The sequence below is a fragment of the Hyphomonas pacifica genome, assembly GCF_000682675.1.
GTDB classification, from domain to species: domain Bacteria; phylum Pseudomonadota; class Alphaproteobacteria; order Caulobacterales; family Hyphomonadaceae; genus Hyphomonas; species Hyphomonas pacifica.
Map to the genome: position 1 here is coordinate 21,856 of NZ_AWFA01000003.1, position 24,839 is coordinate 46,694.

Sequence of the window (24,839 nt, forward strand, 5' to 3'; positions counted from 1 at the left end):
TCTCCGACTGGTTGGTGTATATTATGTCATACCACTGGGGGTGCGGGGAATGGCATAGGTGACAACCGCATGGCTGGAGGCTTTCTCTGCGCCCTCGATCCGCACATCCACATCCATCACAGCCAGTGCCTGGCCAATCTTCATCACGCGCGCGTCCACGATCACGACATCCCCGATGCAGGGTCGTAGGAAATTGATATTGAGATTGCTGGTCACCGTCATCGGTTCCAGGCCTGTATAGGTCATCACCGCAAAATAGGCGGCTGTATCGACCAGAGACATCTGTGTTGGCCCGGAGATATAGCCACCCGGTCGCAAATGGGTGTGGTCAGCTTTCAGGCGCACCATGGCGCGGCCTTCTTCCATCAGGATGATTTCACTGGGGGGGTGGGCCGTATCCCTGTCAAAGGATCTTTGCAGATATGCGTTTGCCTCATCGGCCGTCATTTTTGTCATGGGTCTTGCCCTCCCTCTGCGTCACGTCTTGAACCGCGCGTTTGCCTCGTCCACCCTAGCCGGGAGATGTCGCCCGCCAAGTGGTGACCCAGAGGAAGGGAACGCCCATGCTGACCGCCGGAGATGAATATCCTATCCACCAGACCCCTGAGCCGGTGGCCTATGCCGGGTCTGATCGGAATTTCTATGACCGCTATTTTTTCAATGGGTATTCAGCAGATGGCAAAACCTTCTTCGCTGCGGCGATGGGCATCTATCCGCATCTGAACATCATAGACGCTGCCGTTTCTGTTTTACGCGACGGCAAACAGCATTCGGTTTTCTTTTCCCGCTCTCTGAACATGGAGCGGATGAATACATTTGTGGGCGGCTTTTCCGTGGAAGTGATTGAGCCGCTGAAGCGGGTCAGGCTGAAAGTGGAAGAGACAGAAGGCATCGCGCTGGACGTGGAGTTTGAGGGGCGGGCCTTCCCGATTGAGGAGCCGCGCTTCACTCGCCGTCAAGGACCACGTATGCTGATGGATGTGACGCGCATGACGCAGAATGGCCGTTGGTCCGGTATACTGCGTCTCGACGGGCATGAGTTCAATGTGACGCCCGATAGCTGGATGGGCACGCGCGACCGCAGCTGGGGTGTGCGGCCGATCGGGGCGCAGGATACCCAGCCGCTTATCCCAGCCCTGCCGCCGCAATTTTACTGGATCTGGACCCCGACGAATTTTCCGAACCTCTCAATGTTCTATCATGTGAACCATGATGAAGCAGGCGAAGCCTGGAATACGCGCGCTGTATTGGCCATGGATGGTGCAGGGCAGGGGGAGCTGATTCACCTCGAAAAGCCGCACATGGATATCAAATATGCCCGCGGCACACGGCGCATGCAGTCTGCCATGCTCCACCTGGAAGACGGGCAGGGAAATCCGCACACGGTCAGCTTTGAGCCAATGGGAAGTTTCTTGATGAAGGGAATAGGTTACGGGCATCCGGACCGCCGACATGGATCCTATCATGGAGAGGAATTGTCCGTTCTCAGAGAGGATTATGAGCCGGGCAAGATGCCATGGCAGGATCCTGAAAATCTGCATATTCAGGAAATTGCCATGGCGCGGCATCAAGGACCGGACGGACTGTCCTCCGAAGGCATTGGCGCGTATGAGCAGCTATTCCTGGGGCCTCATGTGCCCAGCGGCTTCAAGGATATTCTGGACGGCGCGGCCTAGACCGGATGGGGCGCGACACCGTTCAAGAATATATCCACCGCTCGTCTTACGGTAGACTCAACTTCTTCCTGTGTCGGGCGGAAGCCTGAATCCAGCAGGGCCCGCGATTGCAGGCCCATGCGCACCATGTCCAAAAACAGGCTGGCCAGCTGGGTCGGGTTCTCCGCATTGATCTCTCCAGCCTCTTCCCGGTCTCTGAGATAAGCCGCCAGGGCTACACGCACCTTGTCAGGGCCTTTTTCCGAGAAGGATTTTGCGACGTCCGGAAACTGGCGTGCCAGGCCCACGATCAGGCGATAGGTTTCCAGCGAGTCCGGGCGCGTCAATTGTGAAACGAACTGAATGCCTATCCTGTTAAGTCCTTCGCGCACAGGCGCGTGGGTCTGGGATTCAACTTTCATGGCATGCGTGATTTCTGACAGGCTTTCATCCAGCATCGCCAGGAAGATACCTTTCTTGTCGCCAAACTGGTTGTAGAGGGTCGTCAGCGAACCACCGGCCCGGCGGACGATTTCCGACATGTTTGCGGCTTCGTATCCTTGCTCAAGGAAGACTTGGCGGGCTGCCTGAAGAAACGCCTTGCGACGCAGCTCGGCGCGATTATTCGCGATGGGGGGAGAGTCAGGAGAGGGCATTTATGTAAGCGTGACTTGATTCTTGTGTAATGATCATTACTTTCGGATCGGTGTAATCATTATTACATATTTTCGGGGTTTATACATCCTGTAGCTGAGAAGATGATGCCATGAACGTGCGCTTCCTGAAAAAATCTCCGCAATCTGATGCCGAAGTGGCGAAAGGGGAGGGAGCTCCCTTGCCATTGAATGATGATATGCCGATAGCGCAAACAGACAAGGAAGAAGACGGTCGCCTTAGCCCGCGCCGCATCATCATGATGCTGGTCGCTGCGGTGGCTGTTCTTGCCATTGGGTACAAGGCCGTGGACTGGTTTGTTGCAGGCCGGTTCGAAGTCTCAACCAATAACGCCTATATCCGTGCGGACATCGCGACGATTGCCCCGAAAGTGCAGGGTTATGTCACCAATGTGCATGTTCTGGACAACCAGCAAGTGAAGGCAGGCGACCTGCTCGTGACGCTGGAGAGCGCCGATTATGCAGCGCAACTCGCCGAAGCAGAAGCGACCCTGTCGCAGGCTGAAGCAAATGCTGTGCAGTTGCGGGCAAGGGTTGCCTCAGCAGAAGCCGCTCTTGAAACGGCCCAATCAGAGATTTCCGCCCAGCGTGACCGTCTGGCAGAGGCCTCTGCGCAGGCCGATGCCGCTGCGGCGAATGCTAACCTCTCGGCCTCAGACTACACCCGCTACGAAGAGCTGGCAGCGAGGGGACATTATCCGAAGGCGGCGCTGGAAGCGGTTGCCTCCAAGGACAAGGCCTCTCAGGCCAGTCTGCAGCAAAGTCGCGCCGCCATTACAACCCGCCGGAGTGAACTAAGCGTTTCTCAGGCCTCTTACCACCGCGCCCAGGAAGAGTTGAGCGCCGCAAAGGCAGCTGTGACCGGTGCCGATGCCAACGTGGAAGCCGCACGGGCCCGTGTGGATGCGGCGAAACTGAATGCTGCCCGTACCGAATTGCGTGCGCCAATTGACGGTGTTGTGGCAAATCGTGCGGTGACAGAAGGCCAGTTGATGAATCCCGGCCAGCAAGCCATGTCCGTCGTGCCGATCCAGTCATCTTATATCATCGCGAATTTCAAGGAAACGCAGGTTGAGAACATGCGGGAAGGCCAGCCCGTGCATGTACGTGTGGATGCCTATCCGGGCCTGAAAGTTGAAGGCTATCTTGCCTCCATCGCCCCGGCGACGGGCTCCCAGTTCAGCCTTATCCCGCAGGATACGGCGACGGGCAATTTTACCAAGATCGTGCAACGTGTGCCTGTGCGGATCGACCTGTCAGATCACGCGCTTGCCACGGGGCTGATGCGGCCTGGCCTCTCGGTTGAGGTAACGGTTGTCACACGGAATGATGGCTGAGTGTCATGCAAGAGCAGACGCTTTCCCGGGGTGAACTGATCCGGCTGAACCTTGGCTTTCTGGCCATGGTCATTGGCATGTTCATGGCCATTCTTGATATCCAGATCGTCGCCAGTTCAATCAATGAAATTCAGGCGGCCATGTCGGCCAGTTCCGAAGAGATCGCCTGGGTTCAGACTGGGTATCTGATTGCGGAAGTTGTCGGTATCCCGCTGTCTGGATTCCTGAACCGGGTGTTCGGGATGCGCAAGCTGTTCGTTATGTCCGCAGGCGGATTTGTGCTGTCGAGCGTGATGTGTGCGATGGCGTGGGACCTGCAATCCCTCATCGCTTTCCGTGCCATTCAGGGCTTTGCCGGCGCTGCCATGGTGCCGACCACGATGGCCGCTGCCTTTACACTGTTCCCAGGCGGACGGTCCATGACCCAGCAGGTGATGATTGGCATGGTAGCAACACTGGCCCCTTCCATCGGGCCGACGCTGGGTGGATGGATCACGCAGCATATGAGCTGGCACTGGCTGTTTTTGGTCAATGTTCTGCCGGGCATTATTGCCATCGGGGCCGTCTGGTGGCTGATCCCGCGCCAGAAGATGAACATGAATCTGCTGAAGCGTCTGGATGTGATGGCGCTGATCGCCATGGCGCTGTTTCTGGGGTTGCTGGAATGGGTGGTCGATGAAGGCCCGGGGGAAAACTGGCTGGAAAGCCGCGAAATCTGGGAGGCGGGGATTGTCTGCCTGATCGCGGCGGCAGTGTTTTTCTGGCGCGTGTCGAAGAATGACACACCGCTGGTTGATCTTACCGTCTTCAAGGACCGGAACTTTGCATCTGGTGCCTTCATTGGCTCCATCATGGGCTTTGGCCTCTATGGCGCGACCTTTATCCTACCGCTCTTTCTGGCGCAGGTGAGAGGGTATTCCTCATTCCAGATCGGTCAGATCATGAGTGTGGCAGGCATTGCCATGTTCCTGTCTGGGCCTGTGGCAGGTGCACTGACACGGCGGCTGGATGCCCGCATCGTTGTGGCATTGGGGCTTTGCCTGGCGGCAAGTGGCACATGGCTGAATGGCCATCTGACCAGTCAGAGCGGGTTTAATGAATTACTTTGGGCGCAGGCGCTGCGCGGCAGCGGCCTTATCCTGACCATGGTGCCCGTGACCAATCTGGCGCTCGGCACATTGCCGCCGGAACGGGTGGCGAATGCGTCCGGCCTGTTCACGGTCTGCCGAAATTTGGGCGGCGCAATTGGCATCTCGGTGCTGACGACCATGCTGCAGCATTATAATCGTCTGCATCAGCAAGAGATTTTTGCCGGGCTTTCGCCTGCGCGCCCTGAAGTGCAAGGTTTCCTGGCTGCGGCAAAGTCACGGCTGGAGGCAGCAGGAGTGGCAGACCCCGAAACTGCAGCTATGGCGCAACTGGTCATGCGGGCCAAGCTGGAGGCGACGGTGATGACCTACAACAATCTGTTCATGACGATGTCCATGTCATTCGCCATGGTGGTCCTGATCGTCCTGATGCTGGATAAACCGAAGACGGCGCCTTCCGCACAGCCAGCCCATTAGATTCTTATCCCCAAAGCTCAGGGGTCGGCGGGTTGACCGTGCCTTCTGAATACACAAGGCCGTTCTCTATGTCTTCTACCAGCCAGATCGGGCCGTCCAGGTCTACCGCATCTGCCAGGCTGGCCAGAAGCATGGCTGGTGCCATTGAGAGAGAACTTGCCACCATGCAGCCGATCATGACGCCCATGCCGCTTGCGCGTGCAGCTTTCACCATACGGATGGCTTCTGTCAGCCCCCCGGTCTTGTCGAGCTTCACATTCACGGCATCATAGCGGCGGGAAAGATGCTGGATCTCTGCGCTCGTATGCGCGCTTTCATCTGCGCACACGGCAATAGGGCCGGGGCGTCGCAGCAAGCTATCATCCTTGCCGGCAGGGAAGGGCTGTTCGATCAGGACAACGCCAAGGCTTGCGGCGCGTTTGACGATCTGGGGGAATTGATCCGGCAGAAGACCTTCATTGGCATCGACGATAAGCCGTGCTTCCGGCCGCGCCTTGTGGACGGCTTCAATACGGGCGAGGTCTTCCGGGTCGCCAAGTTTCAGTTTCAGCAGCGCGCCGGGCGTGGACTTTGCCGCATCACCCATCGCGTCTGGCGTATCCATGCTGACCGTGACAGCCGTCTCAACGGGTTTGGGCTCCGGCAGGCCCGCCAGCTGCCAGACCGGTGTGCCGGTCAGTTTGGCTTCAAGATCCCAGAGCGCGCAATCGAGCGCGCATCGGGCGGCGCCTGCAGGCATTGCGGCGTTCAGTTCTTCGCGCGTCATGCCAGCCTCAATGCGGGGCTTCATCTCTTCAAGCGCCGCTTGCACGCCGGGCAGGGTTTCGCCATATCGCGGATAGGGCACGCATTCCCCCCGGCCGATGGCGCTGCCTTCGCGCAATTCCACGCGCAGGGTCTCGGCAGATGTCTTCGCGCCTCGCGAGATAGTAAACGCGCGGTTCAGGTTTGAAGAAACATGAGTAATTTCAAGTGTTCGCTGGGCCATGTAAGGTTCTGATCTATGAAATTTTATGGATTGCGCTGCGCCGACGTTAAGCATGTTTGGATACAGTGATCAGGTGATTAACACTGAATGATTGAGACTAGCACCCCCGAATTCGCGTTGGAAACCAGCGGCGAACAAACAATCCTCCGTGTCTCGGGAGATTGGACCGTGCGCACTGTGCAGGCGGTCGATTCCGATTTGCGCGCGCTGACGCACACTGGCCGGGTTGTGATTGACGTCTCGGATCTGGGCCAACTGGATACGGCTGGCGCGTTTGTGCTCGACCGGACAGCTCGACAATTGTCAGATGACGAGCCCGAAATTCGCGGAGAGCATCCAATTGCAGATAACCTGATCAGTCAGGTTCATGCCGTTACCGATGTTGAAGAGCCCAAACGCAAGCGCGATGGTGGCCTGATCGATATGCTGGAGCGGACCGGGCGCGGGTTTCACCACATGCTGCAGGAAGCCATGGCAACACTGGCCTTTCTGGGCGAGACGTTGGTGACGACCTCCCGTCTGCTGCTAACGCCATGGAAGCTGCGCTGGACATCCATTGTCGCCGTGATGGAAGAGGCAGGCCTCGATGCGATGCCGATCGTCGCCTTCCTGTCATTCTTTGTCGGCCTGGTTGTGGCTTTTATCGGTGCGACAACGCTACGTGATTTGGGGTCTGAAGTTTTCACGGTTGAACTGGTCGGTTTTGCCATGTTGCGGGAATTGGGTGTTCTGCTGACAGGCATTGTTCTGGCGGGCCGGACGAATTCCTCCTTCACGGCACAGATTGGCACCATGAAGATGCGTCAGGAAATCGACGCCATGCAGACATTGGGCCTGAAGCCCATGGATGTTCTGGTCGCGCCGCGCATCATCGCGATGGTTGTTGTCACGCCTGTGCTGGCCTTTGTCGGGACATTGTCGGGTGTGATTGGTGGTATCATTGTCGGCTGGCTGGCGCTGGATATCAATCCGGCCCTGTTTCTGGACCGCCTGCAGAACAATGTACCGGTTGACCAGTTCTGGATCGGCATGTCGAAAGCGCCGGTCTTCGGCTTTGTCGTGGCACTGATTGCTTGCCGTCAGGGCCTGAATGTTGGTGGCAGCGTGCAGTCGCTGGGCAGCAAGACGACCACATCCGTGGTGCAGGCCATCTTTTCCATCATTGTCATTGATGCGCTGTTTGCCATCTTCTACATGGAGATGGGCGTATGAGCGAACATATCATTATCCGCATTCGTGACCTCAAAACCGCCTATGGCGATCATGTGGTTCATGAACATCTGGACCTTGATGTCCGCAAGGGTGAGATCATCGGGATCATCGGGCCGTCCGGGTGCGGCAAGTCCGTTCTGCTGCGGGCGATTACCGGCCTGAAAAAGCCGGCCGCCGGAAGTATTGAGGTTTTTGGCAAACAACTTGAGACCTTGTCGGAACGCGAACGTGGCGAGATTGAGCGCCGTTGGGGTGTTATGTTTCAGGATGGTGCCCTGTTTTCGAACCTGACCGTTCGTGAAAACGTCATGGTGCCGATGAAGGAACACACAAATCTGTCAGAGCAGCTTAGCCGCGAACTGGCCGACATGAAAATTCTAATGGCGGGACTGGAGCCGAGTGCGAGCGCCAAGTTTCCGTCTGACCTGTCCGGCGGGATGCGCAAACGTGCAGCCCTGGCCCGCGCGCTGGCGCTGGACCCGGAACTTCTGTTCCTGGATGAGCCAACGGCAGGCCTCGACCCGATCACGGCAGCCGCTTTCGATGAATTGATCCGGCGCCTGCAAAAGGCGCTAGGTCTGACGGTTTTTCTGGTTACGCATGATGTCGACACGCTGAACGCAACCTGTGACCGGATTGCTGTGCTTGGCGATAAACATGTGCTGGCGGTTGGAACCATAGACGAGCTGAGAGCCTTCGATCATCCGTGGGTTCAGGAATATTTCGGAGGTCCGCGTGGGCGGGCCGCGACGGGACACTAGAAAGGGAGCCCGGAGACGATGGAAACGCGTGCGAATTATGCGCTGATCGGAGCCTTTGTGATCGCTGCTGTACTGGCAGTGGCGGCCTTTGTGCTATGGTTGGGACAATCTCAATTCCGGCAGGATTTCGAGAATTACGACATTGTGTTCGAAGGCCCGGTCAATCTGGAAGAGGGGGCCTCTGTCCGATACATCGGCATCAAGGTGGGTGAAGTCTCCTGGGTGCGGATCGACCGGGAAGACGCCTCCAAGGTGCGTGCCCGCATCCGCGTGGATTCCGAAACGCCGGTAAAGACAGACTCGACAGCATCCATCCAGCTAGCCGGTATTACAGGCGTTACCTTTATTCAGATTACGGCCGGGTCAGCCAATGCGCCCACGCTGAGGGCGCGGCCGGGACAGCCTGTTCCAGTCATCAAGGCGGAGCGGACGCAGCTGGACGAGATTGTGGCGAGCGGAGCAGAAGTGCTGGGCAAGGCATCCCTCGCGATCGAGCGGATCAATAGTGTGCTGTCGGATGAAAACATCACATCGGTGGAGAATTCGATCAGGAACGTGGAGATGATTACACAGAATCTGGCCAGCAATGATGGCCTGGTCGGGCAGGCTTCCACGACAATGAAGGATATTTCCGCAGCGGCGGACCGGGTTGAGGCTGCGGCCGCGTCTGTCCAGAAACTGGGCGATGATACGAACCAGCAGGTGGCCGAGATCGGCACACAGCTGGAGGACCTGATCGACGAAGTCAGCGAAGTTGCCACCAATACGAACAAGACGGTCGAGGAGAGCGGACGTGCCGTCACGGCAGCGGCAGATGCCATAGAGGGACCGGCAGTGCTGGCGCTGAATGATGCCCGTATCGCCACCCGGGACCTGCGTATCCTGATCAGCCGGCTTGACAAGGTTGCACGTGAACTTGAGCAGAACCCGCAGGGTTTCGTTGTCGGCGATCCGGTCCCATATGAGGAGAAACGCTAATGTTGCGTCCACTTACTGCCGGGCTTTGTGCCCTTGGCCTGACGGCCTGTGTCTCTGTTCTGCCTGAACCGAAAGTGCCAGATGGTCTCTACCGTTTTGGCCCAATGGAGGCCGAATATGATCTGCAGGCATCCGTAATTGTGCGTGAGCCTGATGCCTCCCGTCTGGTGGCAGGACGCGCGATTGCAGCCGTGGATGAAACCGGCGCTGTGCGACTTGTGCCTGGGGTTGAGTGGACAGATTCTTCAACGCATCTGATGCAGATGGCCATGCTGGACCTGCTGAAAGGTCCGCGAGGTGCAACAGCCGTTTCGCCCGATTCCGGTGGATTGGCTGACTACGAACTATTCTGGACCGTGACGGATTTCAGTCTCTCCGGCAGCACAGGTCATTGCCGCATTCGTGCCAGTCTGCTGGACGGCAGCAGCCGCGCTGTTCTGGAGCAGACTGTTGTCTCAACCTCCGCTGAGGCGACAGGGAAGGGCAATCCCGCCCGCGCTCAGGCGCTGAGTGAGGCAGGCCGTAAGTGTGTGAGAGATGTTGCCGCCTTCGTTTCGGAAAAAGCCGTTCCAAAGGATGAGGAAACGCCTGAATTGGAACTGTAAGTCCGAGCGTGTGAAACAAACCCATGTAAAAAGCCCCGGCCGCATGGTGCAGCCGGGGCTTTTCTGTCTCAGGGGAATGAGACGAAATCAACCGCTTTTCATCTGGTCGAACGGGATATCCTTGTCGACCCGTACATCCTGGGGCAGCCCCAGAACGCGCTCGGCTATGATGTTTTTGAGGATTTCATCCGTACCGCCTGCAATGCGCAGGCCGGGGGCCCACATGAAGCTTTGCTGGAAGATGGCATCTGCCGGCATCCGGTCTGAATCGGTCATGATGCCGTAATGATCCTGCATCTCGATGGCCGAGTTGCAGATATCCTGCAAATGATTGGCAGTGATGATCTTGCCGATAGAGTTTTCCGGGCCGGGTGTCTGGCCGCGGGAAAGCGCCGTCTGGGTGCGGAACTTGGTTAGCTTGTAGCCTTGCGCGGCGACATACCAGTCTGCCAGTTTCTCGCGGAAGGCCTGGTCTGACATGGTGCCCGCCTGTTGGGCGTAAGCCATGATCTCTCCCCAGTCCGGGCCGGGGGAACCGCCAACGGCGAGGCGTTCATTCATCAGCGTGACGATGGCGACTTTCCAGCCCGCGCCGACTTCCCCGAGACGGTCTGAATCCGGAATGCGGACATCCGTGAAGTAAACCTCATTGAACTCCCGGCCGCCAGAGGCCTGGTGGATCGGGCGCACTTCAACACCGGCCTGCTTCATATCCACGATGAACATGGTGAGGCCCTTGTGCTTTGGCACGCCAGGGTCTGTCCGGGTCAGGAGAATACCGTAATCGGAATAGTGTGCGCCGGACGTCCACACTTTCTGGCCATTGATGACCCATTCGTCGCCATCCTTGACGGCGCGAGTCTTGAGGCCGGCCACATCGGACCCGGCAGACGGCTCGGAGAAGAGTTGACACCAGATTTCCTCGCCCTTCAGGGCCTTGCCGACATAGCGTTTCTTGTGCTCGTCAGAGCCGAAAGCGATAACGGTGGGAATGCACATGCCGAGGCCGATGGTGAACGGGCCGGTCGGCGCATCGAACTTGCCTTCTTCCTGGTTCCAGATGACCTGCTGCATCGGCGTGCCGCCGCGGCCGCCGATTTCCTTCGGCCAGGTGATTTGAGCATAGCCGTTTTCGGCCTTGGTCTTTTGCCACTCTTTCGCGCGGCGCATGAATTCGGTGCCGTCCACGCGCTGGCGCAAGGGTTTGTCACCTTTCGCGTCGAGATGCTTTTTCAGGAAAGTGCGCGCTTCTTCGCGGAACTTTGCTTCTTCAGGGGTATCGTTGAAATCCATAACGTTATTTCCTCCCTATGCTGCATTCTTTTGTTCTAGAGCGCGGACGAGTTTTTCCTTCCACACTTTGGGGGCACCGGCCTGAACGGCCAGTAGCTTCGCGCGGCGGTAGAAGAGGTGACAATCCACCTCCCAGGTAAAGCCCATGCCGCCATGGGTCTGGATGTTTTCCTTGGAGGCAAACCAGAAGGCTTCGCAGGCAGCAATGCGAGCCGCGGCGGCCGCTTCCGGCAGTTCCGCAGCATTCGTGGAAACCGCCCAGGCGCCATAGAAGCAGTTGGACCGCGCCACTTCATTCTTCACATACATTTCGGCCAGCTTGTGCTTGATGGCCTGATTGCCGCCAATCGGACGGCCGAAGGCGTAACGCTCTAGCGCATAATCCTTCGCCATTTCCAGCGCGCGGGATGCCCCGCCAAGCTGTTCAAAGGCGAGCAGCACAGCCGCGCGGTCCATCAATTGGGTGTTGAGAGCGTCTCCCTCACCAGCCTTGCCGAGGCGGGTGGCCGGGGCCTTGTCAAAGGTGATCTCGGCATGGCTGCGCGTCGGGTCCAGCGTCTGGACGGTCTTGCGGGTCACGCCATCGCCGGTGAGGTCGACCAGAACAAGGCTCGCGCCGGAGCCTTCCTTGGCGAGGACGACAGCATGCGTTGCGACATCACCATCCGTAACCGGAATTTTCGTGCCGGACAGTGTGGAACCGTCAAAGCTGGTTTTCACATTCGAAGCGTCCGCGTTGCCGGGGCCTTCGCTCGCCGCGTAGCAACCGATTACGTCGCCGCTGACAATCTTCGGCAGGATGTCTGCCTGTTGCTGATCAGAGCCGGCAAGCTTCAGGGCTTCGGTGAAAAAGTATACTGTCGAGGCCCACGGCACTGGCGCCAGGACGCGCCCCATTTCTTCTGCCAGAACGCAAACTTCCAGCATGCCGAGCCCCAGGCCGCCATGTTCTTCCGGAATGGCCGTGCCCAGCCAGCCCATTTCTACAATCTGTTTCCATACATCCTGATTGTGGCTGATATCGTCATCATTCAGCACCAGCCTGACCGCCGTCATGGGACATTGGGCTTCGAGAAACTTCCGTGCCTCATTGGCAAGGAATTTCTGGTCTTCGGAAAAGTCGAAGTTCATCTTGTCTTGCGCTCCCCTTGGTGGCCGGGAAGGGCCACTCGTCTTGTTGCTATAAATCGAAAATAGCGCGGTTTACGTGCGCGGAAAGCCGTCACCCAACGGAAAGGACAGGGCGTTGCGCGAACAACGTTGCGGAAGGTCTTTCAAATTTGACCGTTTGGCTTCACGTGAGTGAAAGCTGGGGCAGGCATTTTGAGGAGTTGAGATCCGGGAGCTGCTGATGGCCAAGGCGCAATTTCATAAATCCCAGCGCGTTTTCGTGAAGCCTGTCGGAACATGGGCGCTGGTTGAGCAAGTCATTCCGCATTGGGTGAAGGATGTGGACGAGCCGCTGCGCATTTCCTATGAGTGCGGCCTCGGTAGGCAATTTCAGGCGCATGAACTGGTCGCCGAGCAAAATCTCACGGATAAACCTTCCCGCTTGTCCCAGGATGAGGACGATTTGCTGGTGGAGCAATGGCAGATTGTCCGCCGCAAGGCGAAATGGCGCGCACGACTTGGCGAGGTATCCCTGTCTGAGGTGGGCTCCTATCCCGTTATTGTGACGGATGAGGATGATATTGGCGGCTGGCGCGTCTCCGGCAGCGAATATGACCGAGATCCTACGCGTATTGAACACCAGGCGCGGATGATCGCTTGTACGCCCGACCTGTTGCGCGTCGTGCGCAAGTTTTCGGAATATGCAGCAGAACACCCGGATGAATGCCCGGCAGAGTTGAAGCTGGTAATGCAACGGTGTGCTTCGATTCTGCGCTTTGTCTATCAGGTGACCGATGAGGACACCGCGACGCCTTCATTCGTAGCGGCAGAGTAGGGCTTAAGCTTTCAATTCCTGCGTAGCAGTTTCGCGGCGAGCACGCCGCAGGCTGCCCCTGCCGTATTCGCAAGCGCGTCTGCGATGGAGCCTTCACGGCCGGCATCTCCCATGTCCTGGGCGACTTCCATGGCGAGGCCGTACAGGATGGCCACGATCAGGGCATAGATCCCTCGCTTCGGTCCAAATGCCGTGGCGAGTGTACCCACCAGCACGAAATACGCCGCAAAATGCTTCACCTTGTCCGAGACTTGCGGGGCAGGCACGTCCGCTGCTGGGGAGAGGGACAAGTGGGCAATCACGATGATGAGAATGATCGTGGCAATCACGGCCAGCGCTCTGGTCAATTTGTGGGATAGCAGGGCGCGCATCAGATTTCTTTCATCTTCACTGCATGGACATAGCCTGTAGACCTCGACGCAGCCAGTTGGAGCCCCTAACTCAGAAGGGAAATCATTCCATCTGGAGATATCATGCGCACCGAAGCCCCCGTCGCGGTCAAGCTATCAGACTATACACCCTATCCGTTCGAAATTGAGCAGGTGGACCTGCGTTTCGATCTCGATCCGGAAGACACACGTGTTCGAGCGGATCTTAAGATCAGGCGGACCGGGGACAAGGGCGCTGCGCTGGAACTGGATGGTGAGGCGCTGGAGCTGAAATCTGTTGCGATTGACGGGAATGCGCTGGACACGTCTGCCTATGAGTTGACAGAAACCGGGTTGACGATTGCCTCTGTGCCGGATGAGTTCACGCTGACGACGGAAGTGAAGATTGCTCCGGCGAGCAATACGGCGCTATCCGGGCTCTACATGTCCGGCGGCCGTTTCTGTACGCAGTGCGAGTCTGTCGGCTTCCGTCGCATCACCTTCTACCCGGACCGCCCGGATGTGATGAGCAGCTTCAAGGTCCGCATGACGGCTGACAAGGAAACCTGCCCGGTACTGCTCTCCAATGGGACACCGGGGGATGCAGGCGATACGGGCGAGGGCCGCCATTTTGCTGTCTGGGATGATCCGCACAAGAAACCATCCTACCTGTTTGCGCTCTGCGCGGGCGATTATGATATCTACCGCGACCAGTTCACGACAATGAGCGGAAAGGTCATCGACCTCGCGATCCATGTCGACAAGGGCGATGCTGAACGCGCCGCCTGGGCCATGGACAGCCTGAAGCGCTCCATGAAGTGGGACGAGGAAACCTATGGCCGGGAATATGATCTCGGCGTCTTCAATATTGTCGCTGTACGGGACTTCAATTTCGGTGCCATGGAGAATAAGGGGCTGAACATCTTCAACTCCGCCTATGTCCTGGCGGATGAGACCTCTGCCACGGATGCCGACTTTGAAGCCATTGAGAGCATTGTGGCGCACGAATATTTCCATAACTGGACCGGTAACCGGATTACCTGCCGGGACTGGTTCCAGCTGTGCCTGAAGGAGGGCCTGACAGTCTTCCGTGATCAGAACTTCTCTGCAGACATGCGGTCTCGCCCGGTGCAGCGCATCAAGGATGTGATCCGTCTGCGTGCCCGCCAGTTTGCTGAAGATGCCGGCCCGCTGGCGCATTCGGTTCGCCCGGATACGTATGGCGCGATCGACAATCTCTATACGGCCACCGTCTATGAGAAGGGCGCCGAACTGATCGGTATGCTGCGCCGGATGATTGGCGAGGAGACCTATCGCAAAGGCATGGACCTCTATTTTGAGCGGCATGATGGTCAGGCTGTGACGATTGAAGACTTCTATGCCTGCTTTGAAGAGGTGAGTGGACAGGATTTCACCCAGTTCCGCCGCTGGTACGCCCAGGCGGGAACTCCTGAGGTGAAGGTTGAGGAAACCTGGAAGCCGGACAGCAACGAGATCGAAATCACGCTGAGCCAGAAAACGCCTGCCACGCCGGGCCAGCCGATCAAACAGCCTGTTCCCATTCCGTTGAACATGGCGCTGTTGGATGAAGAGGGCAATCTTGCGGAATGGATGACCGTTCTGGAAGATGAAGAGGTGACGCTGACCTTTGACCTGCCGGAGGGCACAAAGCGGCCGCTGGTCTCCGTGAACCGGGACTTTACCGCGCCTGTGCGTGTGGCGCGTTCGCTTAACCGCGAAGAGCGCCTGCAGCTCGTCCGTCTGGAAACAGACCCGTTCAATCAGTGGGATGGAGTGCAGACTCTGGCCAAGGAAGAAATCCTGGCGCTAGCCGAAGGTAGCCAGGCCGAGCCGGACGCTGATCTGGTGGACGCTATTGCCACTGCCATCGAGGGCGCGCTGGGCGATCCTGCCTATGCCGCGTTACTGACGCGCCTGCCGGATGTCGGCGAGATGTTTCTGGAACGCCAGCCAGCCGATCCGGTGGCACTGAACACTGCGCGCAAGAAGCTGCAAAAGGCTGTGGCTGACAAGCTTGAAGATCTGATTATCCGTGTGCTGGGGCAGCCATCTCCGCAGCCCTTTGATCCGGGGGCCGAGCAGGCCGGAACACGCGCGCTGCGCACCGCCTTCATCACCCTGCTGGCAGGTTCTGGCCGCGAAGATGCCGATACGCATCTTCTGAAGCTGTACGAAGCCGCGCCGAACATGACAGAGAAGCTGGCAGCCTTGCGCGGTTTGGCTGGCCTGGAAGGGCAGGCACGCGACAAGGCGCTGACCGATTTTGAAGAAGCCTGGAAAACCAATCCCCTTGTGATGGACAAATGGTTCAGCGTGCAAGCGGTTACGGGCGATGCGGGAACCGTTGCCAAATTGGCGTCTCACCCGGATTTCGACCTGCGCAACCCGAACCGGGTTCGCTCTGTCGTTGCCGCGTTCGCGATGCAGAATTTGTCGGCTTTCCATGCCCCGGACGGGGCCGGCTATAAAGTGGTTGAAGAGATTGTGCTGAAGGCGGACAAGGCCAACCCGTCGCTGGGCGCGCGCCTGCTGACGGCTTTCGAACAATGGCGGGTTCTGGAACCACAGGCGCGGAGCGAGGCCGAGGCCTGCCTGCGCCGCCTGCAAGGTTCTGATTTATCTAAAAATTCTGCCGACATCGTGGCCCGTGCCCTGGGGTGATTTTCATAAGGTTAACGAAATCGTCAGATTCCTTAACTTTTGCGCAAGGATTACGTCAGACAACGGAAGCTGAGCCCTTGTTTTTGTACGAAATGGGCAAGTGAGAAGTGCCTTGTCGCAGACAGACGCCACAGCCCAGAGTGAACCGGGTTCGGAGCCGTCTTCCGAGCGTGATTCTGCGCGTCTGAAATGGACCATTGCCGCCATCATCCTGCTGATGGCGGGGGCACTTGGCCTGAAAGCCTGGGATGAGCGCCAGACAGCTGATCAGGCGTCTCTCAGCCACCTGCAGGCCGAAGCCCGCGCAATTGCCGCCAGCCTGACCGGACATGCCGATACGGCGGAAATGGCGATCCGCCTGATTGCGGATACGGGCGCGTCACGCTCTGCCGTAGCTCGCGCGACGCCGGGGGTGGATGCGGTTGTCACTCTGACGGATGCGGACGCTGCGCCGGATGGCAGCCGCCTCAAAGAGGCCGCCCGGACGGGCGAGGCCCTGCTGAAAGAAGGTCGCCGCATTGGCCTGAGCGAGCAGGGGGATATTGTTGTCATCAGCGAGACCGGCAAGGGCCTTTCTGTTCTTGCGCTGGCGCCTGCAGGAACATGGCTGCCGCCCGTTTCTTCCGCCAGGCGCCTGACCCTGATCGACGGGGCGCAGCGGGCTGGCAATGGCGAGGAAGCGATGGCACCTGGTGTTGAGACCGGGTTTACGTCAGTTGGCCGCCTTGATCGTCTTGCGACAGGGTGCGCGCCCGTGGACGGCGCGGGGCTGGTGTTGTGTGCCAGTCAGCAGGCCCCTCTCTTTACCCTAGATGATTTGATCCGTATTCTAATCTTTGGGCTTCTGCTGGCTGCGCCGGTTCTCGCCATTACCGGCCTGATGGCGCGCCTCACCCATCGGGAAGAGGAAGTGATCATGGATGAGGTTCGCGATGATGAAGTGAACCGCATCATGAATATTGTCATGCATGGCGCGCGAGCAGGCTATTGGGAATGGTCGCATGAAAGCAATGCGGTCTACCTCAGCGATGGCGCGTCGGAACTGATGGGGATGCGTGGCCATGGCGAGCTTAGCATTGAAGACCTGCTGCATCAGGTGCATCCCGAGCATCGTGACCGTATCCGTGAAGCCTTCCGGAAGGGACAGGAGATCGGCTGGGTGCAGGCGCATTTCATGACCAGCTTCCAACCTGCGCGCTGGATGGAGCTGCGCGGCAGCGTCACAGAGATCAGCGATGATCATACGCGTGTCTTTGGCGGGATTATTCTGGACATTACGGAAAGACGGCAGTCGGAAGATCGCGTGAAAGCGGCCGAGCGTCGTCTGCGCGGCGCCATTGAAGGCTTCAACGGGCCATTCGCCTTGTGGGACCATCGTCGCAGGCTGCTCTACTGGAACCGGGCCTTCGCGCTGGATTTCGGCCTGGAAGGTACGCTGCGGGCAGGAATGGGACACGAGACGGTGATGATTGCGAGGGCAGGCGCTCTGAGATCCGAGCAGCCGTCTGACACAGATCCGCAGACGACACTTGTTGCGTTGAATGATGGGCGCTGGCTGAAGATGGTTGAACGCCCGACAGCCGATGCAGGCTTGATCTCGGTCGGTGTCGATGTGACGGAAAATGTCCGTAATGAAGAAGAGTTGAAGCGCCAGACGGCGCAGATGCGCAAGACCGCTCTGGAGCTTGAGCGCTCTGAAGGGCGCGCGAGTGAATTGTCGCGCAAATATTCCGAAGAGAAGGCCAAGGCTGAGCATGCTGCGCATACCAAGTCTGCCTTCCTTGCGAATATGAGCCATGAGCTGCGCACGCCCCTGAACGCCATCAATGGCTTCTCGGAGATCATCTCGAATGAGCTGTATGGTCCGCTTGGGGACGAGCGTTACAAGGGCTATGCCCAGGACATTCTGACATCGGGGCAGCATTTGCTCGACATGATCAATGACATCCTCGACATGGCGAAGATCGAGGCGGGCAAGATGACGATTGATCCGCAGACGATCGATCCGGTCGATCCCGTGGATGCAGCTGTGCGGATGATCCGCCGTAAGGCAGAAGACAAGGAAATAGAACTGGTTCTGGATACCCAGCCGCACCTGCCGGAGATCGACGCAGACCACCGCGCGATCCGCCAGATGGTGCTGAATCTTGTCTCAAATGCCATCAAGTTTACCGATGCGGGCGGCAAGATCACCGTCTGTGTCGAACAGCGCGGTCCGGACATCTATGTCGGCGTCACCGATACGGGGATCGGGATTCCGGCGGAAGACCTGCCGCGCCTTGCCACGCCGTTTGAACAGGTGACCGGCAGCAAGGACCGCAATTATGAGGGCACCGGGCTGGGCCTGGCGCTGACCAAATCTTTTGCGGAAATGCATGGTGGACGGATGATCCTGTCCTCCATTGAAGGCGAGGGCACGACTGTCGCCTTCACGCTGCCGATAAGCGGCCTGCCAGATGATGTGGAAGAAGACGCCCGCGACGTTGCCTAAGGGCGAACATTCCAGGCCGTGATGCGGGCTTCGCCTGCGGTGATCTCCACCTCTCCCCACGCACCGGTTTTCAGTTTGCGATCAAGACTCTCTGGCTTGTTGGTGATGACATCCGGCAGGAAACGGGCGATGCCGTTTGATGTCACAACAAGAATGTTGGCGTCTTCATCCAGCGTCGCGGCGCGGTGCAGGAAAGCCGTCCAGGCAGCCTTCAGCGCTTCCGGGTCCACAAGCCAGCCTTGCGGGGGAATTGCATCTTCGTCCCACGCGGTCAGGGCTGCTTCGCCAAGGCGCGCGAGGACCTTGTCTTCCGGCTGGTTTTCGTCTGGCCCGTAATCGATCTCTGTCAGGAAAGGCAGGATCAGCAGGGTAGGTGATCCGGTCCGCATACCGATCATCGCGCGGGTTGTCGCGCGCGTACGTTGCAGGGGAGAGCAGAAGGCCGCCTGAAAAGAAATGTCCGAGAAGTGCTTTGCCAGCGCGTCTGCCTGGGCTTGCCCGGAAGAGGACAGGGGCAGGTCTGTCCGCCCACCGACGCGCGTGACGGTATCCCCCTTGTCAAATGTGTTGCCGTGGCGGACGACATAGATGCGGGTCATGCCTATGCCTCCAGCGGGTCGCCATGCTCGGCGATCAGGCGTTCGGCCAGGGCGACATCTTCCGGGGCGTCAATGCCCGGTATGGCGATGCGGTCCGGCTCCACCTCGACACACTGGATGCTCATCCCGTTCTCCAGGAAGCGCAGCTGCTCCAGGCCTTCGAGCTGTTCATAATGCCCTTCCGGCAGGCTGACATATTTGCGCAAGGCAGGCAGGCGGTAAGCATACAAACCAATATGCCGGCAGACTGGGGAGAGAGGGCCTTTCTCCCGCAGTGCCGCTTCCTTGCGGATGGCCGGGATCAAATTCTTTGAGAACCATAGCGCGCGACCCTTGCTGTCATGGGCCAGGGTGGTGCCGGAGAAGGGTGTCGTTTTCTTGTGTTCCCGGAACTCGTCGAGTGCTTTCCAGGTAAGGCGTACATAGGGCGTCGCGGCATCGGCGCCGGAGTCTGCCGCCGCTTTCGCGACAGCCACGACATGGTCTGGGGGTGTGAACGGGGAATCGCCCTGCAAATTCACGATGACTTCCGGTGTCATGCCGAGCGCATCGACTGCGGCCAGCGCGCGGTCTGTGCCCGAGGGAACATCAGGATGGGTCATGACAGCCTGAATGCCCAGCTCCCGGCAATGGCTGGCGATACGCTCATCATCGGTTGCGACAACACTTGTTGCGTTTTCCAGCGCTTTGGCAGCCCGGGCGGCCATGGCGGCCACGCGGCTGACCATGGTGCGGCCGGCGATTTCAACAAGCGGCTTGCCCGGAAAGCGGGTCGAGCCATAGCGGGCGGGAACGACAATCAGGGTCTTCATGGGCGCCGTGTTACATGTTTTGCGAGCGGTTGCCTACGTCATCCCGCATGTCCTGCATCAGGCCAATGATAGGCGCGACCCATTCGAGCGCTTCCTCGCTGACGCCTTCCTCGCGCAGGAAGCCTGTCAGGGCCGGCACGAATTCCTCCCTGCTGCCACATTCCTGGACTGCCTGTTCCAGTTCCGGCAGGACGATGGTCTGAAAGCTGTCGGCAAAGCGCTGAAGATCATCGGCGCGCGACATCAGCTGCAGCGTTGCAAATGTGTTGAGGTCTCCCTCGGCATTGGTCAGGCGGCGCAGATCGTTGATGATGGTGCGGTTTTCAGAGGCAAACTTCCGCAGGATGCGGTCTGTCTTGTAGTCCACCCATTCCTGCGTGCACGGCTTGGGCGTGGTGGCGCAGCCTGCAAGCGGCACGACGGATATGGCCAGAATAACAAACAGGCGTTTCATGCGGTATCTCCAGGCTGAACCAGACCGCTCCACCCTAGCGGGGCGCGGTGCAGGCGCAAAGCATTCCTGTGCAATCGCATGAAAAAGGCCCCGGCGCATTTTCTGCGCCGGGGCCGACATCCAACGGGCGTTCCGTGCAACACCCGATGGGGGATCAGTCTTCCGTTTTGCTGGTAGAAGAGTGGCTGGTTGTTATTTCCCATTTGGACTTGCTTTTGCCTTCGGCCTTTTTGCGGAAGGTTTCTTTCTCTTTTTCATCCAGCTTCGGGTTGGACATCACTGCGTTCAGCGTGCTGCTGGCTTTGAGTGCCTCGGGGCCACCTTTGACGCAGGCGATCTTCACCTTGACCGGTTTGCCGTCATGCGCCTTGCCGCCCACTTTTTCCATGATGCGGGTTTCACCGTCTGAAAGTTTGGCATCCTTGCATTCCTCGATAAGGTCCGTCAGGGCAAGGTGTGTACCTTCGACACTGGCGCTCAGCTTATCGCTATATTCGGTGTCGATGCGCGTCTCCAGTTCAGCGGCATGGGCCTGGATGCGGGCTTCGATTTCTTTAATCCGGGGTTCCATGCGCGCCACCCAGACCTGAGTTTTTTCTTCGGCGCGGGCAGCGACCGCTTCGGCCTGGGCGGACATGGCTTCAGCGCGCACTTCCCATTCCCGGGCCTGTTCCTCGATGCGCTTGGCCCATGCTTCCCACTCTTCATCCGTCTTCGGCATGTTTTCTTCAGTGAAGTTGAAGGCAAACTCCATCTTCTGGTTCAGCTCTTCATCAAAGCCTTCAAAGTCAAACTCCATTTCGGGCATGTCGGCGAGCAGTTCGTCCAATTGAGCAGTCTCTGCGTCAATCTTCAGCGTCAGGGTCTTGATCTCTTCATCAAGGCCCGGGGGCAGGCCGTGGCCGTCCATTGGATCCCGTAGGAGAACGACCTGGCGGTCTTCGATCTTCTTGCCGTTGATATAGACCGTTCCGGATTCCAGCATCAGGCTTTCGGATGTGCTCTCTCCTGCCAGTTCTGCAGTTTTTTCTTCGGCGGTTGCTGTCGTGCAGGCCGTAACTACAAGCGCGGCGCTTCCAAGGATGCCAGCCAGGCCAGCGCCCATCAGGCGGCGGGAGCGGGAAGGAGTTGGATTGGTCATTCTGATCATTCTTTCTTTCAAAGCGTGGGTCAGGGGCAGGCTGGCTGCTGCAGTCAGGCGTTCAGGCAATGTGATCTGCACCGCCTTGAGCAAGGTTTGTCCGTAGGCGTGGGGTGTCGCTGCGCCCGAATTCAGCACGTCGCTGTCGCAAGCGGCTTCCTGGTCTGTGCGGAAGGCACGCCGGGCATAGTAGGCAAGTGGATTGAACCACAGGCAGGCCACAACAATCTCCGACACCTGAAGGGCCCACAGGTCGCCACGTTTGACGTGGGTCAGCTCATGCGCCAGGGCAGCGCGTTGCTGGACGGGGTTATAGTCATGCTCGAACCAGGCGGGCAGTAGAACGGTGGGGCGCAGCAGGCCGGAGACCAGCGGTCCGGAGGAAACGAAGCTGGTCGCAATTTGCGGCATCCGCTTCAGGCCCACCTGACGGGCGACATCCTCTGCCAGGGCCTGCAGGGCAGGAGAAGCTGGTTGTTCTTCGCGGCGCAGCGTCTGCATGAAGCTGTGATGAGCAAGCCAGCTGCGGGTCATCATATAGATAGCCCCACCAGCCCATAGAGCTAGGACAAAGGTCCAGAAGGCACCATCCGACAGGAAGCCCATCAAATCGGCAAGGCCGGTTGATCCGCTGTCTGTTGAATGGACCACCACGCTTGTTGACATGGTCTCTGGGACTGGTGGGGCCGGGACCACCTGGAAGGTAATGCCATTGGGCTCAGGTGAATGAACAATGGCGGGGGCGTCACCAGGTGTTCCCGTCATTGCCGGGCTGGACGCAGGAGAGATCCCCTGAAGACCCGGCAAAGACACTGGGGATGAGATGGGGGGCAGGATCAGCCGGATGACGGGAATGGCCCACAAGGCGTAGGCAACACTCGCTCCGAACTGACGCGCGATGAACTGCCGGCTGGCAAGAACCAGCGCGAAGAGCACAGATACGGCGATGACTGTCTGGATGGCATAGGCCGTGTCGAAGGTGTTCAGTGTGGTGATCATTTCTTCAACTCCCCCAGAAGCTTTTCAAGTTCGGCAATGTCATCGGCGGTCAGGCCATTTGTATCTGCAAGATGCGCGACAAGCGGCGCAGCCCGGCCGGAGAAGACCCGGTCAACAAACTGGCGTGCGGCGCTGGCCTTGTAAGATCCCTCTTCAATGAGTGGGTAATAAAGGTAGCGTCGGCCATCCTCTTTGGTGCGCAAGGCGCCTTTCTCAACAAGACGGGCCAGCAGGGTTTTCACCGTCCGACTGGTCCAGTCCTTCTCGTCTCCGAGAGCGTCGTGGACATCCGTGGCCGCCAGACCAGGCTTCTCCCACAGCACACTCATCACATCGAGTTCAGCAGCAGATATTTTCATCGTGTAGATCCCCTCTCTGGACTACAGGTGTAGTCGATACACATGACTACAGGTGTGGTCAATGGGATTCTTGTGACAAGACCGTAAGGTTCTACACAATGCATATTGCTTGCCGAGATGGCTTCAAAAGGGGGGCGCCGTCGAGTACGGTCATATGAATCGTCGTTTCCAGGGCGATCATGGGAGGTTCGTCATGAAACGCGTTATTCTCGCTGCGGCTTGTTTGGCTCTGATGCCAGCAGGGTGCGCGACCACAGGCAGTACGGGAGATTTTGGACGCGTTCTGGGTGATGTGCTGGGCCAGCCTTCAAGTCAGGTGCCGCTCAGCCAGGCGGAAATCGATGCCGGACTGCGTGAGGCGCTGACGGTCGGGACCAATCAGGTGGCCAGGCAATTGGGACGGCCGAATGGCTATTTTGGTGACCCTAAAATTCGTATCCCGCTGCCCAAGACCTATCGTGAAATTCAGTCTTCCCTGTCGAAGGTTGGTGCGAGCGGACCGCTGGATGATCTGGAGTTGCGCATGAACAGGGCTGCCGAGGCGGCTGTGCCGGAAGGTAAGGCACTGATCCTGGGAGCTATTCGCCAGATGACCATTCAGGACGCCGTGCAGATATTGAGGGGTGGAGACACTGCTGCAACAGACTATCTGCGCGCCAGAACAGAGACGCAATTACGTGCGGCGTTTACACCTTATGTGAGAACGTCACTTGCAGAAGCCGGCGCTTTCACGTCTCTTGAGCAAGTGGCCTCGAATTATGGTGTGGGAGGTGTCACGTCATCCCTTCAAGGGGAGCTGACCAATTATGCTGTGACTTTGGGGCTGGACGGCATGTTTTACTATGTGGCGCAGGAGGAGAAGAAGATTCGCGAGAATCCGCTTGCCAGAACGACTGACCTGCTGCGCCGTGTTTTCGGAGCTTATAGCTGATGCGGCGTTTCCGGCACGAAGCCACCACCGGCGGCGAAATGGCCGGTATTGAATTTGGCGATCCTATCAAGCCTTTCAGCGCGGTCTGGCTGCATGCAACCGGCTTTAACGGCATGACCTATCAGTCCTTACTGGCGCCGCTGGGACTGCGTCAGCGCGTTGCAGCGCTGGACATGCGTGGTCATGGCCGCTCGACCCTGCCGGCCAAACCGAGCCGGATGAAATCCTGGAAACGCCACCGCGATGATGTGATCGAATGGCTGGAGAAGGAAGCGCCGCACGGCGTGATCCTTGGCGGGCATTCCATGGGTGGCTGTGTTGCCCTGATGGTGGCGGGCAAACGCCCGGATCTCGTGAAGGGGCTTGTTCTGGCAGACCCGGTCATCATGGCGAAGGATGTCTATTTCTGGCAGCATGTGCTGGCGCCGGTTTCCTTCCTGCTCTCAATACGCGGCAATCACATGTCGCGGCGGGCGAAGAAGCGACGGGCAGAGTTTGGCTCCTTCCGTGAGGCGCTGGATTCTTATACCGGCCGCGGCGCATTCGAGACCTGGCGGGAGCCCTTCCTGGCGGATTACCTGTTGGACGGGTTGGAGCGGACAGACGACAGACCGGCCGATAGTGACGAGCAGACCTGGCGTTTGCTGTGTGATCCGAAATGGGAAGCGGCCACCTTTGCCGCTCAACGCAATCGCCCGTGGAGCGCGCTGCGCCGCGTGAAGAAGCATAAAATTCCGATGACCATACTGCGGCCTACACGCAATTCGGTCATCAGCGACAAGGTCCGGGCGCGTCTGATCATGGCCTATCCGGCGATGATGATGAAGGCCGTGAGGGGTACGACACACTTCCTGCCCATGGAAGCGCCCTATGAAGTACGCGACCAGCTGTCGGCCTTCCTGGCACGGCTGGTTGAACGGTTTACGCTGGAAGAAGACGCCTTTGTGGAGCGCTCTCTCAAGGTCCGCCGACGCAGGACGGGCTGACACG

The 24,839-nt window shown here is 58.5% G+C and carries 23 protein-coding genes; 12 read left to right on the plus strand and 11 right to left on the minus strand.

Going from position 1 to position 24,839, the window contains the following annotated elements:
* Window positions 1-21 precede the first annotated feature (21 nt).
* Window positions 22-456 carry a PaaI family thioesterase gene (locus HY2_RS01575; protein WP_034824043.1) on the minus strand — a complete coding sequence of 145 codons (435 nt, stop codon included), beginning with the start codon at window positions 454-456 and terminating at the stop codon, window positions 22-24.
* Window positions 457-563: 107 nt separating this feature from the next.
* Here HY2_RS01575 and HY2_RS01580 point away from each other — a divergent pair, with 107 nt between their 5' ends.
* Window positions 564-1,676 (plus strand): Rv3169 family protein, encoded by a 1,113-nt coding sequence (locus tag HY2_RS01580; RefSeq protein ID WP_034824045.1) that lies wholly within the window; start codon window positions 564-566, stop codon window positions 1,674-1,676.
* Here the strand turns inward: HY2_RS01580 and HY2_RS01585 are convergent.
* A complete protein-coding gene (locus HY2_RS01585; RefSeq protein ID WP_034824047.1) occupies window positions 1,673-2,311 on the minus strand; it encodes a TetR/AcrR family transcriptional regulator in 639 nt (212 codons plus the stop codon). The two genes, HY2_RS01580 and HY2_RS01585, sit on opposite strands and share 4 nt — an antisense overlap.
* A gap of 110 nt (window positions 2,312-2,421) precedes the next feature.
* Between HY2_RS01585 and HY2_RS01590 the strand changes: the two genes are divergently transcribed.
* Window positions 2,422-3,666 (plus strand): HlyD family secretion protein, encoded by a 1,245-nt coding sequence (locus HY2_RS01590; RefSeq protein WP_081814862.1) that lies wholly within the window; start codon window positions 2,422-2,424, stop codon window positions 3,664-3,666.
* Window positions 3,667-3,671: 5 nt separating this feature from the next.
* Window positions 3,672-5,231, plus strand: a complete 1,560-nt coding sequence (locus HY2_RS01595; protein ID WP_034824049.1) for a DHA2 family efflux MFS transporter permease subunit — start codon at window positions 3,672-3,674, stop codon at window positions 5,229-5,231.
* Between the two features lie 4 nt (window positions 5,232-5,235).
* Here the strand turns inward: HY2_RS01595 and dgcA are convergent, their stop codons facing one another.
* Window positions 5,236-6,219 carry an N-acetyl-D-Glu racemase DgcA gene (gene dgcA, locus HY2_RS01600; protein WP_051594603.1) on the minus strand — a complete coding sequence of 328 codons (984 nt, stop codon included), beginning with the start codon at window positions 6,217-6,219 and terminating at the stop codon, window positions 5,236-5,238.
* 87 nt (window positions 6,220-6,306) lie between these two features.
* Between dgcA and HY2_RS01605 the strand changes: the two genes are divergently transcribed.
* The 4 genes from HY2_RS01605 to HY2_RS16555 are packed head-to-tail and all read left to right on the plus strand — an operon-like array spanning window position 6,307 to window position 9,775.
* The gene (locus HY2_RS01605; protein WP_034824051.1) at window positions 6,307-7,431 is read left to right on the plus strand and encodes an ABC transporter permease; all 1,125 of its coding nucleotides are present in this window, start codon (window positions 6,307-6,309) and stop codon (window positions 7,429-7,431) included.
* Window positions 7,428-8,192: an ABC transporter ATP-binding protein gene (locus tag HY2_RS01610; protein ID WP_034824053.1), complete on the plus strand. Its 765-nt coding sequence runs from the start codon at window positions 7,428-7,430 to the stop codon at window positions 8,190-8,192. The genes HY2_RS01605 and HY2_RS01610 overlap by 4 nt, the downstream gene beginning before the upstream one ends.
* Before the next feature lie 18 nt (window positions 8,193-8,210).
* Window positions 8,211-9,170 carry an MlaD family protein gene (locus HY2_RS16550; protein WP_051594604.1) on the plus strand — a complete coding sequence of 320 codons (960 nt, stop codon included), beginning with the start codon at window positions 8,211-8,213 and terminating at the stop codon, window positions 9,168-9,170.
* Window positions 9,170-9,775: an ABC-type transport auxiliary lipoprotein family protein gene (locus HY2_RS16555; RefSeq protein ID WP_051594605.1), complete on the plus strand. Its 606-nt coding sequence runs from the start codon at window positions 9,170-9,172 to the stop codon at window positions 9,773-9,775. The genes HY2_RS16550 and HY2_RS16555 overlap by 1 nt, the downstream gene beginning before the upstream one ends.
* Window positions 9,776-9,862: 87 nt before the next feature.
* Here the strand turns inward: HY2_RS16555 and HY2_RS01625 are convergent, their stop codons facing one another.
* Entirely contained in the window at window positions 9,863-11,068 is a 1,206-nt protein-coding gene (locus tag HY2_RS01625) for an acyl-CoA dehydrogenase family protein (RefSeq protein WP_034824055.1), read from the minus strand.
* Between the two features lie 15 nt (window positions 11,069-11,083).
* On the minus strand, window positions 11,084-12,199 hold the full coding sequence (locus tag HY2_RS01630) for an acyl-CoA dehydrogenase family protein (RefSeq protein WP_034824057.1): 1,116 nt from the start codon (window positions 12,197-12,199) through the stop codon (window positions 11,084-11,086).
* A gap of 220 nt (window positions 12,200-12,419) precedes the next feature.
* Between HY2_RS01630 and HY2_RS01635 the strand changes: the two genes are divergently transcribed.
* On the plus strand, window positions 12,420-13,013 hold the full coding sequence (locus HY2_RS01635) for a hypothetical protein (RefSeq protein ID WP_034824059.1): 594 nt from the start codon (window positions 12,420-12,422) through the stop codon (window positions 13,011-13,013).
* A gap of 11 nt (window positions 13,014-13,024) precedes the next feature.
* Here HY2_RS01635 and HY2_RS01640 read toward each other — a convergent pair whose 3' ends face one another.
* Window positions 13,025-13,384 (minus strand): VanZ family protein, encoded by a 360-nt coding sequence (locus HY2_RS01640; protein ID WP_034824061.1) that lies wholly within the window; start codon window positions 13,382-13,384, stop codon window positions 13,025-13,027.
* A 102-nt stretch (window positions 13,385-13,486) separates the two neighbouring features.
* On the opposite strand from HY2_RS01640, the gene pepN reads away from it, so the two are divergent.
* On the plus strand, window positions 13,487-16,063 hold the full coding sequence (pepN, locus tag HY2_RS01645; protein ID WP_034824063.1) for an aminopeptidase N: 2,577 nt from the start codon (window positions 13,487-13,489) through the stop codon (window positions 16,061-16,063).
* A gap of 112 nt (window positions 16,064-16,175) precedes the next feature.
* A complete protein-coding gene (locus HY2_RS01650; protein ID WP_051594606.1) occupies window positions 16,176-18,554 on the plus strand; it encodes a sensor histidine kinase in 2,379 nt (792 codons plus the stop codon).
* Here HY2_RS01650 and HY2_RS01655 read toward each other — a convergent pair.
* From HY2_RS01655 to HY2_RS01675, 5 genes are all read right to left on the minus strand, one after another.
* Window positions 18,551-19,153 (minus strand): histidine phosphatase family protein, encoded by a 603-nt coding sequence (locus tag HY2_RS01655; protein ID WP_034824065.1) that lies wholly within the window; start codon window positions 19,151-19,153, stop codon window positions 18,551-18,553. The genes HY2_RS01650 and HY2_RS01655 overlap by 4 nt on opposite strands.
* A gap of 2 nt (window positions 19,154-19,155) precedes the next feature.
* Window positions 19,156-19,965, minus strand: a complete 810-nt coding sequence (gene kdsB, locus HY2_RS01660) for a 3-deoxy-manno-octulosonate cytidylyltransferase (protein ID WP_034824067.1) — start codon at window positions 19,963-19,965, stop codon at window positions 19,156-19,158.
* A gap of 10 nt (window positions 19,966-19,975) precedes the next feature.
* The gene (locus tag HY2_RS01665) at window positions 19,976-20,419 is read right to left on the minus strand and encodes a hypothetical protein (protein WP_112063333.1); all 444 of its coding nucleotides are present in this window, start codon (window positions 20,417-20,419) and stop codon (window positions 19,976-19,978) included.
* 154 nt (window positions 20,420-20,573) lie between these two features.
* Window positions 20,574-22,559, minus strand: coding sequence for a M56 family metallopeptidase (locus HY2_RS01670; RefSeq protein ID WP_034824070.1), 1,986 nt, complete (start codon window positions 22,557-22,559; stop codon window positions 20,574-20,576).
* Window positions 22,556-22,918 (minus strand): BlaI/MecI/CopY family transcriptional regulator, encoded by a 363-nt coding sequence (locus HY2_RS01675; protein ID WP_034824071.1) that lies wholly within the window; start codon window positions 22,916-22,918, stop codon window positions 22,556-22,558. The genes HY2_RS01670 and HY2_RS01675 overlap by 4 nt, the downstream gene beginning before the upstream one ends.
* A gap of 193 nt (window positions 22,919-23,111) precedes the next feature.
* Between HY2_RS01675 and HY2_RS01680 the strand changes: the two genes are divergently transcribed.
* Window positions 23,112-23,849 carry a DUF4197 domain-containing protein gene (locus HY2_RS01680; RefSeq protein WP_034824156.1) on the plus strand — a complete coding sequence of 246 codons (738 nt, stop codon included), beginning with the start codon at window positions 23,112-23,114 and terminating at the stop codon, window positions 23,847-23,849.
* Window positions 23,849-24,835, plus strand: a complete 987-nt coding sequence (locus tag HY2_RS01685) for an alpha/beta fold hydrolase (protein WP_034824072.1) — start codon at window positions 23,849-23,851, stop codon at window positions 24,833-24,835. Before HY2_RS01680 ends, HY2_RS01685 begins: the two co-directional genes overlap by 1 nt.
* Window positions 24,836-24,839 lie beyond the last annotated feature (4 nt).

Excerpts from the sequence above, each read along its gene's own strand:
- HY2_RS01575 (WP_034824043.1), bottom strand. The coding sequence starts at position 456 with ATGACAAAAATGACGGCCGATGAGGCAAACGCATATCTGCAAAGATCC.
- dgcA (WP_051594603.1), bottom strand. The coding sequence starts at position 6,219 with ATGGCCCAGCGAACACTTGAAATTACTCATGTTTCTTCAAACCTGAAC.
- HY2_RS01670 (WP_034824070.1), bottom strand. The coding sequence starts at position 22,559 with ATGATCACCACACTGAACACCTTCGACACGGCCTATGCCATCCAGACA.
- HY2_RS01590 (WP_081814862.1), top strand. The coding sequence starts at position 2,422 with ATGAACGTGCGCTTCCTGAAAAAATCTCCGCAATCTGATGCCGAAGTG.
- HY2_RS01655 (WP_034824065.1), bottom strand. The coding sequence starts at position 19,153 with ATGACCCGCATCTATGTCGTCCGCCACGGCAACACATTTGACAAGGGG.
- HY2_RS01580 (WP_034824045.1), top strand. The coding sequence starts at position 564 with ATGCTGACCGCCGGAGATGAATATCCTATCCACCAGACCCCTGAGCCG.
- HY2_RS01625 (WP_034824055.1), bottom strand. The coding sequence starts at position 11,068 with ATGGATTTCAACGATACCCCTGAAGAAGCAAAGTTCCGCGAAGAAGCG.
- HY2_RS16550 (WP_051594604.1), top strand. The coding sequence starts at position 8,211 with ATGGAAACGCGTGCGAATTATGCGCTGATCGGAGCCTTTGTGATCGCT.
- pepN (WP_034824063.1), top strand. The coding sequence starts at position 13,487 with ATGCGCACCGAAGCCCCCGTCGCGGTCAAGCTATCAGACTATACACCC.
- HY2_RS01675 (WP_034824071.1), bottom strand. The coding sequence starts at position 22,918 with ATGAAAATATCTGCTGCTGAACTCGATGTGATGAGTGTGCTGTGGGAG.
- HY2_RS01680 (WP_034824156.1), top strand. The coding sequence starts at position 23,112 with ATGAAACGCGTTATTCTCGCTGCGGCTTGTTTGGCTCTGATGCCAGCA.
- HY2_RS01665 (WP_112063333.1), bottom strand. The coding sequence starts at position 20,419 with ATGAAACGCCTGTTTGTTATTCTGGCCATATCCGTCGTGCCGCTTGCA.
- HY2_RS01610 (WP_034824053.1), top strand. The coding sequence starts at position 7,428 with ATGAGCGAACATATCATTATCCGCATTCGTGACCTCAAAACCGCCTAT.
- HY2_RS01605 (WP_034824051.1), top strand. The coding sequence starts at position 6,307 with ATGATTGAGACTAGCACCCCCGAATTCGCGTTGGAAACCAGCGGCGAA.
- HY2_RS01585 (WP_034824047.1), bottom strand. The coding sequence starts at position 2,311 with ATGCCCTCTCCTGACTCTCCCCCCATCGCGAATAATCGCGCCGAGCTG.
- kdsB (WP_034824067.1), bottom strand. The coding sequence starts at position 19,965 with ATGAAGACCCTGATTGTCGTTCCCGCCCGCTATGGCTCGACCCGCTTT.
- HY2_RS01635 (WP_034824059.1), top strand. The coding sequence starts at position 12,420 with ATGGCCAAGGCGCAATTTCATAAATCCCAGCGCGTTTTCGTGAAGCCT.
- HY2_RS01595 (WP_034824049.1), top strand. The coding sequence starts at position 3,672 with ATGCAAGAGCAGACGCTTTCCCGGGGTGAACTGATCCGGCTGAACCTT.
- HY2_RS01685 (WP_034824072.1), top strand. The coding sequence starts at position 23,849 with ATGCGGCGTTTCCGGCACGAAGCCACCACCGGCGGCGAAATGGCCGGT.
- HY2_RS16555 (WP_051594605.1), top strand. The coding sequence starts at position 9,170 with ATGTTGCGTCCACTTACTGCCGGGCTTTGTGCCCTTGGCCTGACGGCC.
- HY2_RS01630 (WP_034824057.1), bottom strand. The coding sequence starts at position 12,199 with ATGAACTTCGACTTTTCCGAAGACCAGAAATTCCTTGCCAATGAGGCA.
- HY2_RS01640 (WP_034824061.1), bottom strand. The coding sequence starts at position 13,384 with ATGCGCGCCCTGCTATCCCACAAATTGACCAGAGCGCTGGCCGTGATT.